Source organism: Rhodanobacter sp. UC4448_H15 (assembly GCF_052978265.1).
Genome location: NZ_CM129665.1, coordinates 2,672,694 through 2,687,739, shown reverse-complemented (window position 1 = coordinate 2,687,739; position 15,046 = coordinate 2,672,694). Strand labels below are relative to the sequence as shown.

The window sequence follows — 15,046 nt, the reverse complement described above, 5'->3', positions numbered from 1 at the left end:
AATCATCCTTTTCCTGTTCGCCGGTTTCGCCATGTTCGAGTCGCTCAGCCAACGCCTTGCCACCACCGTCAACCGACTGCGCGGTCGCGGCCGGCTGACCGACGAGAACATCCGCGAAGCGCTGCGCGAAGTGCGCATCGCGCTGCTGGAGGCGGATGTGGCCTTGCCGGTCGTGCAGGCGCTGATCCAGCGCATCAAGGTGCGCGCGGTCGGCCAGGAAGTGGCGCGCAGCCTGTCGCCCGGTCAGGCGCTGGTGAAGGTGGTCAGCGATGAGCTGACCATGGTGATGGGCATCGCCAACACCGAATTGAACCTGGCCCAGCAGCCGCCCGCGGTGGTGCTGATGGCTGGCCTGCAAGGCGCGGGCAAGACCACCACGGTCGCCAAGCTGGCGCGGCTGCTGACCGAGCGCAAGAAGAAGAAAGTGATGGTGGTCAGCTGCGATGTCTATCGTCCGGCCGCCATCGAGCAACTGCGCACGCTGGCCGGGCAGGTCGGGGTGAAGTTCTTCCCCTCCGAGGTGGGCCAGGACCCGGTGCGCATCGCCAGGGACGCCATCGCCGCCGCGCGGCGCGAGCTGGTCGACGTGCTGATCGTCGACACCGCCGGCCGCCTGCATGTGGACGAGGCGATGATGGCCGAGATCAAGGCCTTGCACGCCGCGATCACGCCGATCGAAACCCTGTTCGTGGTCGATTCTATGACCGGCCAGGATGCGGCCAACACGGCCAAGGCGTTCGACGAGGCGCTGCCGCTGACCGGCGTGATCCTGACCAAGAGCGACGGCGACGCCCGTGGTGGCGCGGCGCTGTCGGTGCGCTACGTTACCGGCAAGCCGATCAAGTTCCTCGGTGCCGGCGAGAAAACCGACGCGCTTGAACCATTCCATCCCGACCGCCTGGCCCAGCGCATCCTCGGCATGGGTGACGTGCTGAGCCTGGTCGAGGAGGTCGAGCGCAAGGTCGACCAGGACAAGGCGCAGAAGCTGGCCCAGAAGGTGATGAAGGGCAAGCGCTTCGACCTCAACGACATGAAGGATCAGCTGGAGCAGATGGGCAACATGGGCGGCCTGGCCGGCCTGCTGGACAAGCTGCCCGGCGTCTCCAGCCTGCCTGACAGCGTGAAGTCGAAGGTCAACGACGGCGAAATGAAGAAGATGATCGCGATCATCAACTCGATGACCGGCAAGGAGCGCCGCCACCCGGACCTGCTCAACGGCTCGCGCCGTGCCCGCGTGGCGCGGGGCTCCGGCACCCAGCCGGCCGACGTTAACCGGGTGCTCAAGCAGTACATGCAGATGGAAAAGATGATGTCCAAGCTGGGCAAGGGCGGCAGCAAGGGCCTGATGCGGCAGATGCGCGGCGCGATGAAGGGCATGGGTGGCATGGGCGGGCTGCCGCCGATGCGCTGAAGGCGAGAAACGAGCGGAGAGGAGCGAGAAACGAGAGTGGAGCGCCGAGCTGGCTTTCTCTCGTTTCCCACTCCTCTCCACTCACTCCTGCCTTCCCAAGCCTTCCCTTTTCCCGAAAATCCGCTAAAATGCCCCGTTTCCCGCGCACGACTCTCGTGCGCCTGCCGCTGATTCGGCAATTTCCGGAGTTTTACCATGGTCAAGATTCGTCTTTCGCGCGGTGGCGCAAAGGGCCGTCCGTTCTACCACGTCGTGGTGACCGATCAGCGCAGCAAGCGCGACGGCCGCAACATCGAGAACGTCGGCTTCTACAATCCGGTCGCCTCCGGCAAGGACAAGCGTCTGGAGCTGAACGTGGCGCGCGTGCAGGAGTGGGTCGGCAAGGGTGCGCAGATGAGCGACAAGGTCGCCGCCCTCGTCAAGGAAGCCGGCAAGCAGCAGCCGGCCGCCTGAGCATGACGACAGCCGGTCGGCGCGTCCTGATCGGGCGCATCGTCGGGCTGTATGGCGTGCAGGGCTGGCTGAAGATCGAATCCTTCGCCGAGCCGCGCATGCGGATCTTCGATTACCAGCCGTGGCTGCTCGGTGCAGCGCCAGGCACGGAAAGAGAGGTCTCCGGCGTGAAAGGTCGACCGCAGGGCAAGGGCATGGTGGCCCAGTTGCCCGGGGTGGACGATCGGGACCAGGCGGCAGCGTTGATCGGTACCGACATCCATGTCGCCCGCGAACAGCTGCCTCCTCCGGCGAAGGGCGAGTATTACTGGGTCGACCTCGAAGGACTCGATGTCGTCACCACAGACAACGTGGAGCTGGGGCGGGTCAGCCACCTGTTCGCCACCGGCGCCAACGATGTCGTGGTGGTCAGGGACGGTACGCGCGAGCGGCTGATCCCCTTTGTCCAGGGGTCGTATGTGCGTTCGGTGGACTTGTCCGCAGGGCGCATGGTGGTGGACTGGGATCCCGAATTCTGACGTCGCCGGCTTGTGGGCAGAGGATCAAGGGTCATGCGCATCGATGTCGTCAGCCTGTTTCCCGACTTCGTGCGCCAGTGCGCCGCCGTCGGTGTGGTGGGACGCGCGCAGCAACGCGAGCTGCTGCAGGTGGAAGCCTGGAACCCGCGCGACTACGCCACCGACAAGCATCGCAGCGTGGACAGCAGCTCGTATGGCGGCGGTCCGGGCATGGTGATGATGATCGAGCCCTTGCGCACCACCTTGAAAGTGATGCGCGAGGCGGCACCGGAACCGGTGCATCTGGTTTATCTCAGTCCGCAGGGAGCGCGGCTGACGCAGGGCAGGGTGGAGGCGCTGGCGAAGCTGCCGCGCATCGGCCTGCTCTGCGGACGTTACGAAGGTGTGGACGAGCGCCTGCTGGCGCACGAGGTCGACGAGGAGCTCTCCATCGGCGATTATGTGCTGTCCGGCGGTGAGCTTGCCGCGGCGGTGGTCATCGACGCGGTGGGGCGCTTGCAGGATGGCGCGTTGAACGACGCGCAGTCGGCCGAGCAGGATTCATTCTCCGATGGCCTGCTGGATTGTCCGCATTACGGAAAACCGGTGCAGGATGCGCTGGGTGAGGTACCGGCGGTGTTGCTGTCCGGCGACCATGCGGCAATTGCCCGCTGGCGCCTCAAGCAATCGTTGGGTCGCACCTGGCTGCGCCGCCCGGACTTGTTGTCGCAGCGTGGCCTGGATGCGGCATCCCGGGCCTTGCTGGATGAATTTCGCCGTGAACATGCCTCTGGGCAGTCGACACGGCAAGACGATGCGGTCGAGTGACGGCCGCAGCCTTGATATCGCAAAAGTGAACCGACAGGTGCGCCATGAACAAGATCATTGAACAGTTCGAATCCGAGCAGATCACCCGCCAGCTGCCGGACTTCGGCCCCGGCGACACCGTGGTGGTCAACGTGAAGGTGAAGGAAGGCAACCGCGAGCGCGTGCAGGCGTTCGAGGGCATCGTCATCGCCAAGCGCAACCGCGGCCTGCATTCGGCCTTCACCGTGCGCAAGATCTCGCACGGCACCGGCGTGGAGCGCGTGTTCCAGGCGCACAGCCCGACCATCGACTCGGTCTCGGTGAAGCGCAAGGGCAAGGTGCGCGGCGCCAAGCTGTATTACCTGCGTGGCCTGGAAGGCAAGGCCGCCCGCATCAAGGAAGACATCGCCGCCGCTGCCGCCGCCAAGGCGAACGCCAAGGCGGCTGCCGCTGCCGAGTAATCCTCGCTGCGAAGGCTGCATGAAAAGACCCCCGCGGATCGCTCCCCGGGGGTTTTTTCTGTGTGATGCCGGCCATTCGGCGAATACCGCCTGATGCTCCTGCGATCGGATCCCGAACCCCGGGTCCCGAGGCAGCATTCATTCCAGCCGCTGCGGCACCTGCAGGAAGTTGCCCTGCACGAAGTCGACGCCGCAGGCGAACAGCAGCGACGTGCTGGTGGCGTCCTCGACCCACTCGGCGATGGTCAGGCGCTTCAGTTCGTGTGCCTGCTGGCAGATCTCGGCGACCTTCTTCTGGCTGTCGGCGTGCTGCGGCAGGTCGGCCATGTGGCTGCGGTCGATCTTGAGGTAGTCGGCGTCGATGTGGTTCAGCAGCTGGAACGAGTTCAGGCCCGAGCCGAACTGCTCCAGCGCAAAGCCGCCACCCATCTTCTTCCACGCGTTGACGAACTCCTGCGCGGGTCGCAGCAGGGTCATCACCTTGCTTTCGGTCATCTCCAGCACCAGGCGACCGTGTTTCAGCCCGGCCTTGCCCAGGCGCTCCTTCAGCCATGGCAACAGGCTGTCGTCCTGCAGCGAGGCGGCGGTGAGCTTGATGAAGAACGTGGTCGGCTGTCCCTGCGGCTCGCGCGCCTGCAGGATGCGGATGGCCTGGTCGAGCACCCAGCGGTCGACCGCCCCGGTGAGGTTGTGCTTCTCGGCGATCGGCATGAAGAAGCCCGGCAGCACCTCGCCCTGCGGTCCGTTCATGCGCAGCAGAATCTCGGAGAACTCGCCCTCGGCGTCCTGCAGGCTGATCGTCTGCTGGTGATACAGCACCAGACCGTTATTGGCCAGCGCCTGCTGCAGCAGGTCCAGCCAGTAGCGCTCGCGCTCCTCGTCGGCCTTCTCCCGCGCCGCCGGGTCGTGCAGTTCGACCTGGCTGCCGCCCAGGTTCTGCGCGGTGCGCAAGGCGTGGCTGGCCTGGTTGAGGAGCAGCTCGCTGTTGGCGTTCTTCTCGCCGAGCAGACTGCCGCCGACGCTGGCGGTGACCGTCAGCGAACGTGTGCCGGCATCGAAGATCTCGCTGCCGACGCTGTGCTGCAGCTTGGCGATCCACTCGCGGATCGCCTCGTCCGAACGCGAGTCGAGGGCCACGCCGAAAGTGTGCTCGGCGAGCATGCCGGCGATGTCGGTGGCGCCCAGCAGCATGCGGATGCGCCCGGCGAAGCCGGCCAGCAGTTCATCGGTCTTGCCCAGGCCGATGCCGCTGACCAGCGAGGCCCAGTTGTCCGGTTCGATCAGCAGCAGCGACTGGCCCTTCTTGCCCTTGGCTGCCTCGGTCACCGCATCGTCGATGCATGCCAGCATGTGCTGGCGGTTGTACAGGCCGGTGACCGGGTCGCGTTGCAGCTGTTCCAGCACGGCCGGGTCGACGACCTGGCGGCGGAACACGATCTGCAGGCAGCGCTCGCCCTCGAAGGTCGCCGGGGCGAACTCCACGGTGGCATCAAAGCGGCTGTCGTCGGCGCGGCGCGCGCGCAGCGGCAACTGGGCCGGGAACTTGCCCTGGTGGGCCTGGCCGCGCAGCAGCGCCTTCATCTCATCGGCATTGGCCGAGTCGATCATGTCCAGCAGCGGCATGCCCAGCAGGTCGTCGAAACTCTCGTAGCCGAAGGTGTCCAGGTAGGCCTGGTTGGCGCGCACGTGCATGCCCTCGTGCACGTAGGCGATCGCGTCCGTGGAGGAGTCGAGCAGGGCGTCGCAGCGGCGCTCGGTTTCGCGCAGCGCGGTGTGCAGCCAGCGCACCTGGCGGCGCGTGTGCAGGGATTCGAATTCGCGCTTCAGCACCGCGATGAGCTGCTTGGGGTGGGTGCGCGAGGCCACGCCGCGGGCGCCATGCACGAACAGGTCGGCGACCAGTTCGTTGTCCATGTTGCTGACCAGGCCTACTAGCGCGAAATCGCGGCCGGAGGCCTCCATCACGCCCATGGTTTCGTCCAGGCTGACGTCGGTGACCGAGGGGTCGAACATCACCACGTCAGGCTCAAGCTCGCCCACCGCCGAGCGGATCTGCTCGATGTTGGTGGCCCGCGCCGGTCGCACCGCGATGCCGCTGTTGCGCATCAGGCTGATGATCTGTTCGGCCTCCTCCAGGGAGTTCTCGACGAACAGGATCTTGATGACGAAGTCTTTTTTCATGGGGCGGGGCGTGGGTTCCGGGCAGGGCGGGCGCCCTTGACGGGTCCGCATGGTCGATGGCAATGAGTGTTTGTAGCGGATTCCGTTGTCGCTCGCCACCGGTGCGGCAGCCCCGGACCTGGCCGGTGGCGGCTCACAGCGGCCGCTTGGCCGGGTCGCCCGCCACCTCGCGTACCAGTCGCGGCACCAGGTAGCCGGGCAGGCGCGCGCGCAGGGTGTCCAGCAGCGCGAGCGCGGTGTCGTCGGCCACCTCGAAATGGGCGGTGCCGTGGACCCGATCCAGCTGGTGCAGGTAATAGGGCAGCACGCCGGCGGCGAACAGGCGTTCGGAAAGGTTGGCGAGCGCGTCGGCATCATCGTTGACGCCGCGCAGCAGCACCGACTGGTTCAGCAACGTCGCACCGGTCTCGCGCAAGGCGGCGCAGGCCGCGTCGACGCCGGCGTCGAGTTCGTTGGCATGGTTGGCATGCAGCACCACCACCTTCTGCAGCGGGAGGCCGGCCAGCCAGGCCAGCAGGGAGTCATCGACCCGCTCGGGCAGAACGACCGGCAGACGCGTGTGGATGCGCAGGCGGATCACCTGCGGCAGCTCGGCCAGGCCGCGGGTCAGCTCCTCCAGCTTGGACGTGGCCAGCGACAGCGGATCGCCGCCGGAGAGGATCAGTTCGCGGATCGACGGGTCGGCGCGCAGCCGCTCCAGCGCCTCGCGCCAGTGCGAGGCGGCGGCGATTTCCTCGCCGTAGGGGAAGTGCCGGCGGAAGCAGTAGCGGCAGTTCACCGCACAGCTGCCGCTGGCGATCAGCAGCGCGCGCCCGTCGTACTTGTGCAGCATGCCGTGGCCGGCCTTGGCCGAGAGGTCGCCCACGGCGTCGAGGGTGAAGCCGGCGACCCGGTCATGTTCGGTGCGCTGGGGCAGCACCTGCAGCAGCAGCGGATCGCGCGGATCGCCGCGGCGCATCCGTGCGACAAAACCGCGCGGCACGCGCAGGGCGAAGCCGGCGTCGTCCGGCGGCAGCAGGTCGGTGCGGTCGCCCAGGCCCACCGCCTGCAGCAGTTCGGCAGGGTCGGTGATGGCGTTGCGCCAGAGCTCGCGCCAGTCGGTTGCAGGCGACGATAGGCGGGCACTGGGGCTTGCGGTTATCATGGAGAGCCTTCGGCGGGCCTCTTGGCCCGTGAAAAGATACCCATTTTAGCCGTCCTGCGGGGCGGTTTTACCTTTGGAGCAGACAGCGCATGGCGACCCTCGGCCTCAACAACGTCAAGACGGGCAAGAAGATCCTCCACAACGGCGATCCCTGGATCATCACCGAGGCCGACTTCATCAAGCCGGGCAAGGGCCAGGCGTTCACCCGCATCCGCATCCGCAACCTGAAGGACGGCCGCACCACCGAGCAGACGCTGAAGTCCAGCGACTCGTTCGAGGAGGCCGACGTCACCGACACCGACATGCAGCTGTCCTTCATCGACGGCATCGGCAAGGACCGCCTGTGGCACTTCATGAACATGGAGACGTTCGAGATGGTGCCGGCCACGCAGGCCGCGATGGGCGATGCGTGGAAGTGGCTCAAGGGCGAAGAGGAGTGCGTGGTCACCCTGTTCAACGGCAACATCGTGGCGGTGCAGGCGCCGAAGTTCGTCGAGCTGAAGATCGTCGAGACTGACCCGGGCGTGCGCGGCGACACCTCCGGCGGCGGTGGCAAGCCGGCCACGCTGGAGACCGGTGCGGTGGTGCGCGTGCCGCTGTTCGTCGGCCAGGATGAAGTCATCAAGGTCGACACCCGCACCGGCGAATACGACAGCCGCGTCAAGTGACGAAGCGGCGCGCGGGCCATGCCCGCGCCTTTGCCGGTTCGTCATCCCTGCGCAGGCAGGGTCCAGTGAAACACTCGTGCGCAGCACGCCTCATCCTGCGCACAAGCAACCGCAGCAACATGGGATCCGGGCTTTGGCCGGGATGACGAACACGGGGCGGGCACCATCGAGGGGTGTGCCGCCCCTTCTCGCATCCACCCCTTGCAAGTGAGTGAACGATGACCCAGACCACCCCGCAATCCATCGACCTGCTGATCGAGGCGCGCTGGGTGGTGCCCGTCGAGCCGCATGCGGTGGTGCTGGAAAACCACGCCGTGGCCATCGACGGCGAGCGCATCGTGGCGCTGTTGCCGATCGACGAGGCCCGCGCCGCCTATGCGCCGCGCGAGCGCGTCGAACTGGGCGAGCACGCGCTGATCCCCGGCCTGGTCAACAGCCACACGCACAACCCGATGACCCTGCTGCGCGGCCTCGCCGACGACCTGCCGCTGATGGTCTGGCTGCAGCAGCACATCTGGCCGGCCGAGGCCAGGGTGATCGGCCCGGAGTTCGTGCGCGACGGCGTGGAACTGGCCGTGGCCGAGATGCTGCGCGGTGGCACCACCTGCGCCAACGAGAACTATTTCTTCCCCGACGTGATCGGCGCGACCTATCGCAAGCTGGGCTTCCGCGCGGTGGTCGGCCTGCCGGTAATCCAGTTCCCCACCGCCTGGGCGAACAGCCAGGACGAGTATTTCGCGCGCGCCGGCGAGGTGCATGACAGCTTCCGCGGCGATCCGCTGGTCAGCACCGCGTTCGCGCCGCATGCGCCGTACACCGTCTCCGACGAGAGCTTCGAGCGCATCCGGCTGCAGTCCGACCAGCTCGACATCCCGGTGCACCTGCACCTGCATGAGACCGCGCACGAGATCGAGGAAGAGAAGAAAAAGAGCGGCCTGCGCCCGTTCCAGCGCCTGCAGCGCCTGGGCCTGGTCAACGACCGCCTGATCGCGGTGCACATGACCCAGGTCACCGAGGGCGAGATCGCCGCCTGCGCGAGCGCCGGTGTCTCGATGGTGCATTGCCCGGAATCCAACCTCAAGCTCGCCTCCGGCTTCTGCCCGGCGGAGCAGTTCCGGCGCGCCGGCGCGAACCTGGCGATCGGCACCGACGGTTGCGCCTCCAACAACGACCTGGACATGTTCGGCGAGATGCGCACGGCGGCGCAGCTGGCCAAGGCGGTGGCGCAGGACGCCGCCGCCTTCGACGCCGCCTTTGCGCTGCGTGCGGCGACGCTCAACGGCGCGCGGGCGATCGGGCTGGAAGCGCGCATCGGCTCGATCGAACCCGGCAAGCAGGCCGACCTGGCTGCCGTGCGCCTGAGCGACCTGGAGACCCAGCCGCTGTTCCACGTCGCCTCGCAACTGGTGTATGCGTGCAGCCGCCAGCAGGTCACCGACGTGTGGATCGCCGGGCACCGCAAGCTGGCCGCGCGCGAGCTGATCGACATGGACACCGCGGCGATCCTGGCGCGAGCGCGCGCCTGGCGCGAGCGGATCGCCGCAACTTGAGTGGGAGTTTTCCGATGAATCGTTACCTGGTTTTGCTGATCCGCCGGCCGCAGTTCGACGCGGCCGTGGTGCCGCAGCATCTGGCCTATCTGGACCAGTTGCGCGGCGAGGGCAAGGTGGAGCTGTCCGGCGGCTTCGGCGACAAGTCCGGCGGTGCCTACCTGCTGCACGCGGCCGACCTCGCCGAGGCAACGGCGCTGGTGCAGCGCGACCCCGCGCATGTCAGTGGCGGCTGGGACATCACGGTGCACGAATGGCAGGCGTCTTGACTTTTGCGCTCATCCATAAGCGTGAAAATCAAGAGGCGGCCATCCATGGCCGCACTTTTCAATAAATTCGTGGATTCAACGTGGACTCGAACATGACCGCCGCCAATGTCAGCCCCGCCGAAATCGCCCGCTTCGACCAGCTGGCGTCCCGCTGGTGGGACCCCGACGGCGAATCGCGACCGCTGCACGACCTCAATCCGGTGCGCACGGCCTACATCGCGGCACGCGCGGAACTGCGCGGTGCCCGCGTGGCCGATGTCGGGTGCGGCGGCGGCCTGCTCAGCGAATCGCTGGCCCGTGCCGGTGCGCACGTCACCGGCATCGATCTGGGCGAGAAGGTGATCGACATCGCCCGCTTGCACCTGCACGAGTCGAACCTGCAGGTCGATTACCGGGTGCAATCCTCCGCCGAGCTGGCGGCTGCCGAAGCGGCGTCGTTCGACGTGGTGTGTTGCATGGAGCTGATCGAGCACGTGCCCGATCCGGCGGCGCTGGTCACCGACCTGGCCGCGATGCTCAAGCCCGGCGGACGGTTGTTCATGTCCACCATCAATCGCACGCCGGCGGCGTTCGGTGCGGCGATCCTGGGCGCCGAATACCTGCTGCGCATGCTGCCGCGCGGGACACACCACTACGCGCAATTCCTCAAGCCCTCCGAATTGTCGCGATTGCTGCGCGGCGCGGGGCTGGAGCTGGAAGACGTCAGCGGCCTGGCCTACAACCCGTTCCGCCGCGAGGCACGCCTGAGCCGTCTCACGGCAGTCAATTACGTGCTTTGCGCGCAGAAGCCGGCATGAGCAAGCCGCTGCCTCCATCCGTCGCCGGCGTCCTGTTCGATCTCGATGGCACCTTGCTGGACAGCGCGCCCGATCTGTACGCCGCGCTGCAGGCGCAGTGCGCCGAGGAGGGCGTGGCATCGCCCGCCTACGCGCCCGTGCGCGAGGTGGTCTCGCGCGGTGCCCGCGCGGTGCTGCGTTGCGCGTTCGCCTCGCGCGGCGAGGCGGTGATCGAGGCGCTGGTGCCGCGCTACCTGCAGTTGTACGAGCAGGTGATGGCCCGCGACACGCGCGCCTTCGACGGGGTCGACGACCTGCTGGCGCGGCTGGAAGCGCGAGGCCTGCGTTGGGGCATCGTCACCAACAAGGCGGCATTCCTGACCGACGAACTGTTGCGCCGGATCGGCTGGTCGACGCGCGCCGCCGCCGTGGTGTGCGGCGACACCTTGCCGGTGAAAAAGCCCGATCCGGCACCCGTGCTGCTGGCCTGCGAACGCGCAGGACTGGTGCCGGGCCAGTGCCTGTTCGTCGGTGACGATCGCCGCGACGTGCAGGCCGGCGCAGCGGCGGGCGTGTTCACCGTGGCCGCGAGCTGGGGCTACCTCGACGGCGGCGATCCGCACGCCTGGGGCGCCGATGTCGTGCTGGATCGGCCCGCCGCCCTGGCCGAGTTGCTGCGACTGGAGTCGGCGACGGCATGAGCGAACCAGCCGGGCAGAACGCGGTGTTGCAGGGCTTCATCGACAAATGGCTGGCCGCGCAGCCGCAGCAGCGCGTGGCGCTGGCCTTCGTCGACGGCCGCCGCCATCCGGGCCACGTGGCGCTGGCCGCGCTGGAGCAGGAGCTGCTGAGCGCGGCTTACGGCATCCGCGAGCCGCAGGTGGCCGCCGCCAAGCTCGGCTGGTGGGCGGAGGAACTGGCCGGTGCGGCGGCCAGCGGCGGGCGGCATCCGCTCACCCAGGTGCTGTTCGATGACGAACGCGCTCACGCGATCGCCACGGAGCTGTGGCTGGCGCCGGTATTGGCGGCGATGGCGCAGCTGGAGCAGGGCACGGCGGCCGATTACGCCGACCAACTGCAGGCGGCGATGCCGCTGCACGGTGCGCTGGCCGCACTGGAGACGGCATGGTGGTATGGCGCCGCGGCCTCGCCCGAGCGCGCGACCCGGGTGGCCGTGCTCAATCACTTGTTGCATGCCTTGTTGCACCTGGACGCAGACGCCGAACGCGACCGCCTGCCACTGCCGATGGCCCGGCTGGCACGCCACGGGCTGGATCGCGCGCAACTGCGCAAGCCTTGCGCACCGCGGCAGCAGGCGATCCGGGCGCAGTTGCAGGATTTGCTCGGCGACTGGCGCGCTGCCGATGCGCTGGGCGGGCCACTCAGCGTGTTTCGTGCACTCGAGTCGCGTCAGGCCTGCGCGCTGGCGCGCCGCGCGCTGCATGCCGACGAGGCACTGGCCGTGTTGCAGGCCGACTGGTCGCGCACGCCGTGGTCGACGCCGTGGCGGGCGTGGCAGGCCGCCCGTGCATGGCGGCGCCAGACACAGTAGTTTTGCGCGAGCGGACGCAGCGTTTCCGTGGCGACACCATTGTGAGGTGGCCGCCTTGCCCCAAGATTGGCGGTTTCGCGGCGGCTCGTCGCGCCGATGCCAGGATCTCCTCCATGCCCAGCCAGGAAAACACCGCCCGCTTGCTCCCCGACGTGGCCGTCCACGCACAGCCGCATCTTGCCGGTGCGCTGGATTGGGTCGGCATGGCCGAGATCCAGGTGCCGGTATTGTTCGACGCGGGCGATGGACAAACGCAGCGCTCCAGTGCCCGCGTCGGTGCCTTCGTCAATCTCAAGCGACCGGACAAGCGCGGCATCCACATGTCGCGGCTGTACCTGCAGGTGGAGCAGGCGTTGAGCACGCAGACCCTGAGCGCCGACATGCTGCGCTCGCTGCTGCGCGGCTTCCTCGACTCGCACCAGGATCTGTCCGACCGCGCCTGCCTCAGCATCCGCTTCGAACACCTCGTGCGCCGGCCGGCACTGAAAAGCGCGAACAGCGGCTGGCGCGCCTATCCGGTGTGCATCGAGGCCAGTCTGGTTGGCGACCAGTTCCTGCTGGAGTTCGGCACCGAGGTGGTCTATTCGTCGACTTGCCCGGCCTCGGCGGCGCTGTCGCGGCAGCTGATCCAGGACCAGTTCATTCACGATTTTGCGCCCGGCGAGGCGCTCGATCATGCCGCCGTGCTGGCGTGGCTGGGCAGCGAGAAGGGCATCGTGGCCGCCGCCCATGCGCAGCGCAGCGTGGCGCGCCTGCGCGTTCGCCCGGCGGCCGACGCCGGCTTCCATCTGGTCGGGCTGATCGATCGGGTCGAAAGCGCGCTCGGCACGCCGGTGCAGACCGCGGTAAAGCGCGAGGACGAACAAGCCTTCGCCTTGGCCAACGGCGGCAACCTGATGTTCTGCGAGGACGCCGCCCGGCGCATCCAGAAGGCACTCGATGCCGACGACCGCCTCGGCGATTTCCACATCCGGGTGGAACACCAGGAGAGCCTGCATCCGCACGACGCCGTTGCCTATGCCAGCAAGGGCGTGGAAGGCGGCTACGGTTCCATCGGTTAGGCCGCGCGATCGTCAGCGGGAGTGCGGCACATCCGAATCACGCGGCGCGTCGTGGTCGCGGCAACTCGCAAAATGAAAATGTTCCGGCACCGGATCTTCTCCGCCGGGACACAGCGGCTGGCAGCGCAGCAGTCGCCATGCGGCCAGCAGGCTGCCCCGCCACGGACCGAAGCGGATGACCGCAATCCGTGCATAATCGGAACAACTGGGGTGGAAGCGGCAGCGAGGGCCAAGCAGGGGGCTGAGCCAGCGCTTGTACAAACCAAGCAACCACAGTATGAATCGGGAGAGGATGTTCACGGATACCGAAGCGGCGTGCGCCATGTAGTGGTACAAGTATTCCAGAAGCAGGCTTGCCGGTGTTGAATGCATCGGCTATAACACGCGGCCCCCAAGGCCAATCAGGGTGAAGGGATATGGCGAAGACCAAAGCGAGTTCGACCGCCGCCAAGGCGCACAAGGGCAAGACGCCCAACAAGGCTGGCACCAAGGCCGTCAAGTCGAAGCCGGTGGCAGGCAAGGGGCAGGCTGCCAAGGTCGCCGCGAAGTCCCCCGCACGGGCCGTCGCGAAACCCGCCAGCAAGGCCACCCCGAAGAAGGCTGCGCCGCACACCAAGGCCTCCAGGCCGACTGCCCACGCACCGGCCAAGAAGGCCGCGGCGGGCAGCAAGGCCGCCAAGGGCAGGACGCCGGCGAGCAAGGCCGCGGTGAAGAAAGCGCCGGCGAAGAAGGTCGTTGCCAAAAAGGCCGTGACGAAACATCCCGTCGTGAAGCATCCCGCAGTGAAGAAGGCTCCCGCGAAGAAGGTATCGCCCGGGAAGGCTGCAGCGGGCAAGGCACCGGCCAGCAAGGTCGCGGCGAAGCCCGCGGCGAAGAAGCCGGCGCCCCGGCCGGTGCACGGCAAGGCCGCCAAACCGGCGGCACCGGCAGCCAAGGCGCCGGCAACCCACGCGGCACGACCGGAGCCGGTCGCGGCGACCATCCACCATTCTCCTTCACCCGCGAGCAGGCTCTTCAAGGGCAAGGTGGCAAGCGCCACGGCCATGGTCAGCGCTCCCGGGAATCATGCTTCCTCCCACAAGAAATCGAAGAATTCGTCGTCCCCAATGAATAAACTGGCAACAAAAACTCTAGACAGCGGCGTCACCCGTGAAGACGGGCGATACGCCTTGCCCTCCACCAGCACGATCTCCTTGCCCAAGGGTTATCGCCCGAGCAGCGACGAGGAGTACATGAACCCGCGACACCTGGCCTACTTCCGCAACAAGTTGCGTGAATGGCGCGACCAGCTGGTGGAAGAGTCGCGCCAGACCATGGACAACCTGCGCGAGGAAGTGCGGGACGTCGGCGACGAAGCCGAACGCGCCACCCGCGAAACCGAGAACTCGCTGGAGCTGCGTACCCGCGACCGCTATCGCAAGCTGATCTCCAAGATCGACAAGGCGCTGCGCCGGATCGAGGAAGGCAGCTACGGCTTCTGCGAGGAGACCGACGAGGAGATCGGCGTCGACCGCCTCGACGCGCGCCCGATCGCCACGCTCTCGCTCGACGCCCAGGAACGCCGCGAACATCTGCAGAAGCAGATGGGGGACTGAGCAAGGCGCGCCGCTTCGCGATGCAGCAAAAAGCCCCGCTTCGAGCGGGGCTTTTTGCGAGGAGCGAGTGAAGATGAGTGGGAGAGGAGCCGGAGCGCGACACGCCGTTGCCTTCTCTCATTCCTCGCTTCTCTTTGCTCGCTTCCCTTCCTTGCTCACTTTTGTCCCGCCGCTGCCGCGGCGTATCCCTTCAACTTCGCCAGCATCGCCGTCAGGCCGTTCGAGCGGGTGGGTGAAAGGTGCTTGGCCAGGCCGATCGTGCCGACGAAGCCGGGTTCGGTGGCCACGATCTCCGCGGCCGGGCGGTCGGAGTAGACGCGCAGCACCAGCGCGATCAGGCCCGAGACGATGGCGGAGTCGCTGGTGGCTTCGAAGTGCATGCAAGACGCATCGCCACTGGGCACCAGCCACACCATCGACTGGCAGCCGTGCACGCGCCAAGCTTCGGTCTTGCACTCCTCGGGAAACGGCGGCAATTGCCGCCCGAGGTCGATCAGGTACTGATAGCGCTCGCTCCAGTCGCCGAGAAAGGCGAACTCTTCGGCGATTTCCTGCTGGGCCTGGTCGGTGCTGCTGGCGGCGATATTCATGCGGCCATTATCGCGCGTAGCAGGGCGGGAA

General features: G+C 67.3%; 17 protein-coding genes. 13 read left to right on the top strand and 4 right to left on the bottom strand.

The features are described 5' to 3' along the window. The first annotated feature begins 31 nt into the window (after nucleotides 1-31). The 5 genes from ffh to rplS all read left to right on the top strand — a co-directional run bounded on the left by ffh (nucleotide 32) and on the right by rplS (nucleotide 3,629). Entirely contained in the window at nucleotides 32-1,411 is a 1,380-nt protein-coding gene (ffh, locus tag ACVCMI_RS12310; RefSeq protein WP_395121407.1) for a signal recognition particle protein, read from the top strand. 195 nt (nucleotides 1,412-1,606) lie between these two features. Continuing rightward, nucleotides 1,607-1,864: a 30S ribosomal protein S16 gene (gene rpsP / locus ACVCMI_RS12305; RefSeq protein ID WP_395119195.1), complete on the top strand. Its 258-nt coding sequence runs from the start codon at nucleotides 1,607-1,609 to the stop codon at nucleotides 1,862-1,864. Nucleotides 1,865-1,866: 2 nt separating this feature from the next. Continuing rightward, complete coding sequence (rimM, locus tag ACVCMI_RS12300; RefSeq protein WP_447098636.1) at nucleotides 1,867-2,382, top strand: ribosome maturation factor RimM; 516 nt, start codon at nucleotides 1,867-1,869, stop codon at nucleotides 2,380-2,382. Nucleotides 2,383-2,415: 33 nt separating this feature from the next. Next, a complete protein-coding gene (trmD, locus tag ACVCMI_RS12295; protein ID WP_447098637.1) occupies nucleotides 2,416-3,189 on the top strand; it encodes a tRNA (guanosine(37)-N1)-methyltransferase TrmD in 774 nt (257 codons plus the stop codon). Between the two features lie 44 nt (nucleotides 3,190-3,233). Then, complete coding sequence (rplS, locus tag ACVCMI_RS12290) at nucleotides 3,234-3,629, top strand: 50S ribosomal protein L19 (RefSeq protein WP_395119188.1); 396 nt, start codon at nucleotides 3,234-3,236, stop codon at nucleotides 3,627-3,629. A 138-nt stretch (nucleotides 3,630-3,767) separates the two neighbouring features. Here the strand turns inward: rplS and ACVCMI_RS12285 are convergent, their stop codons facing one another. Then, on the bottom strand, nucleotides 3,768-5,810 hold the full coding sequence (locus ACVCMI_RS12285; protein WP_395119186.1) for an EAL domain-containing protein: 2,043 nt from the start codon (nucleotides 5,808-5,810) through the stop codon (nucleotides 3,768-3,770). Nucleotides 5,811-5,943: 133 nt separating this feature from the next. Further along, nucleotides 5,944-6,954, bottom strand: coding sequence for an EF-P beta-lysylation protein EpmB (gene epmB / locus ACVCMI_RS12280; RefSeq protein ID WP_395119184.1), 1,011 nt, complete (start codon nucleotides 6,952-6,954; stop codon nucleotides 5,944-5,946). Nucleotides 6,955-7,043: 89 nt separating this feature from the next. Between epmB and efp the strand changes: the two genes are divergently transcribed. The 7 genes from efp to folE2 all read left to right on the top strand — a co-directional run bounded on the left by efp (nucleotide 7,044) and on the right by folE2 (nucleotide 12,830). Continuing rightward, nucleotides 7,044-7,622: an elongation factor P gene (efp, locus tag ACVCMI_RS12275; RefSeq protein WP_447110605.1), complete on the top strand. Its 579-nt coding sequence runs from the start codon at nucleotides 7,044-7,046 to the stop codon at nucleotides 7,620-7,622. A 218-nt stretch (nucleotides 7,623-7,840) separates the two neighbouring features. Continuing rightward, complete coding sequence (locus ACVCMI_RS12270) at nucleotides 7,841-9,172, top strand: TRZ/ATZ family hydrolase (RefSeq protein WP_447098638.1); 1,332 nt, start codon at nucleotides 7,841-7,843, stop codon at nucleotides 9,170-9,172. Nucleotides 9,173-9,186: 14 nt separating this feature from the next. After that, nucleotides 9,187-9,441, top strand: a complete 255-nt coding sequence (locus tag ACVCMI_RS12265; RefSeq protein ID WP_395119180.1) for a YciI family protein — start codon at nucleotides 9,187-9,189, stop codon at nucleotides 9,439-9,441. A gap of 92 nt (nucleotides 9,442-9,533) precedes the next feature. After that, on the top strand, nucleotides 9,534-10,238 hold the full coding sequence (ubiG, locus tag ACVCMI_RS12260) for a bifunctional 2-polyprenyl-6-hydroxyphenol methylase/3-demethylubiquinol 3-O-methyltransferase UbiG (protein ID WP_447098639.1): 705 nt from the start codon (nucleotides 9,534-9,536) through the stop codon (nucleotides 10,236-10,238). Beyond that, on the top strand, nucleotides 10,235-10,918 hold the full coding sequence (gph, locus tag ACVCMI_RS12255) for a phosphoglycolate phosphatase (protein WP_447098640.1): 684 nt from the start codon (nucleotides 10,235-10,237) through the stop codon (nucleotides 10,916-10,918). The genes ubiG and gph overlap by 4 nt, the downstream gene beginning before the upstream one ends. Then, the gene (locus tag ACVCMI_RS12250) at nucleotides 10,915-11,769 is read left to right on the top strand and encodes a phytoene synthase (protein WP_447098641.1); all 855 of its coding nucleotides are present in this window, start codon (nucleotides 10,915-10,917) and stop codon (nucleotides 11,767-11,769) included. Before gph ends, ACVCMI_RS12250 begins: the two co-directional genes overlap by 4 nt. A 113-nt stretch (nucleotides 11,770-11,882) precedes the next feature. Then, nucleotides 11,883-12,830, top strand: coding sequence for a GTP cyclohydrolase FolE2 (gene folE2 / locus ACVCMI_RS12245; protein ID WP_447098642.1), 948 nt, complete (start codon nucleotides 11,883-11,885; stop codon nucleotides 12,828-12,830). A gap of 12 nt (nucleotides 12,831-12,842) precedes the next feature. Here the strand turns inward: folE2 and yidD are convergent, their stop codons facing one another. Then, nucleotides 12,843-13,154, bottom strand: a complete 312-nt coding sequence (gene yidD / locus ACVCMI_RS12240; protein WP_447099444.1) for a membrane protein insertion efficiency factor YidD — start codon at nucleotides 13,152-13,154, stop codon at nucleotides 12,843-12,845. Nucleotides 13,155-13,246: 92 nt separating this feature from the next. Here yidD and dksA point away from each other — a divergent pair, with 92 nt between their 5' ends. Further along, complete coding sequence (gene dksA, locus ACVCMI_RS12235) at nucleotides 13,247-14,425, top strand: RNA polymerase-binding protein DksA (RefSeq protein WP_447098643.1); 1,179 nt, start codon at nucleotides 13,247-13,249, stop codon at nucleotides 14,423-14,425. Nucleotides 14,426-14,580: 155 nt separating this feature from the next. On the opposite strand, the gene ACVCMI_RS12230 is transcribed toward dksA, so the two are convergent. Beyond that, entirely contained in the window at nucleotides 14,581-15,015 is a 435-nt protein-coding gene (locus ACVCMI_RS12230; RefSeq protein WP_447098644.1) for a SufE family protein, read from the bottom strand. Nucleotides 15,016-15,046: the final 31 nt, after the last annotated feature.

Bases quoted from the DNA above. Each gene is read 5' to 3' on its own strand.
- gph (WP_447098640.1), top strand. From the start codon at position 10,235: ATGAGCAAGCCGCTGCCTCCATCCGTCGCCGGCGTCCTGTTCGATCTC.
- ACVCMI_RS12265 (WP_395119180.1), top strand. From the start codon at position 9,187: ATGAATCGTTACCTGGTTTTGCTGATCCGCCGGCCGCAGTTCGACGCG.
- epmB (WP_395119184.1), bottom strand. From the start codon at position 6,954: ATGATAACCGCAAGCCCCAGTGCCCGCCTATCGTCGCCTGCAACCGAC.
- ubiG (WP_447098639.1), top strand. From the start codon at position 9,534: ATGACCGCCGCCAATGTCAGCCCCGCCGAAATCGCCCGCTTCGACCAG.
- ACVCMI_RS12270 (WP_447098638.1), top strand. From the start codon at position 7,841: ATGACCCAGACCACCCCGCAATCCATCGACCTGCTGATCGAGGCGCGC.
- folE2 (WP_447098642.1), top strand. From the start codon at position 11,883: ATGCCCAGCCAGGAAAACACCGCCCGCTTGCTCCCCGACGTGGCCGTC.
- trmD (WP_447098637.1), top strand. From the start codon at position 2,416: ATGCGCATCGATGTCGTCAGCCTGTTTCCCGACTTCGTGCGCCAGTGC.
- rplS (WP_395119188.1), top strand. From the start codon at position 3,234: ATGAACAAGATCATTGAACAGTTCGAATCCGAGCAGATCACCCGCCAG.
- ACVCMI_RS12285 (WP_395119186.1), bottom strand. From the start codon at position 5,810: ATGAAAAAAGACTTCGTCATCAAGATCCTGTTCGTCGAGAACTCCCTG.
- ffh (WP_395121407.1), top strand. From the start codon at position 32: ATGTTCGAGTCGCTCAGCCAACGCCTTGCCACCACCGTCAACCGACTG.
- yidD (WP_447099444.1), bottom strand. From the start codon at position 13,154: ATGGCGCACGCCGCTTCGGTATCCGTGAACATCCTCTCCCGATTCATA.
- dksA (WP_447098643.1), top strand. From the start codon at position 13,247: ATGGCGAAGACCAAAGCGAGTTCGACCGCCGCCAAGGCGCACAAGGGC.
- efp (WP_447110605.1), top strand. From the start codon at position 7,044: ATGGCGACCCTCGGCCTCAACAACGTCAAGACGGGCAAGAAGATCCTC.
- rpsP (WP_395119195.1), top strand. From the start codon at position 1,607: ATGGTCAAGATTCGTCTTTCGCGCGGTGGCGCAAAGGGCCGTCCGTTC.
- ACVCMI_RS12230 (WP_447098644.1), bottom strand. From the start codon at position 15,015: ATGAATATCGCCGCCAGCAGCACCGACCAGGCCCAGCAGGAAATCGCC.
- rimM (WP_447098636.1), top strand. From the start codon at position 1,867: ATGACGACAGCCGGTCGGCGCGTCCTGATCGGGCGCATCGTCGGGCTG.
- ACVCMI_RS12250 (WP_447098641.1), top strand. From the start codon at position 10,915: ATGAGCGAACCAGCCGGGCAGAACGCGGTGTTGCAGGGCTTCATCGAC.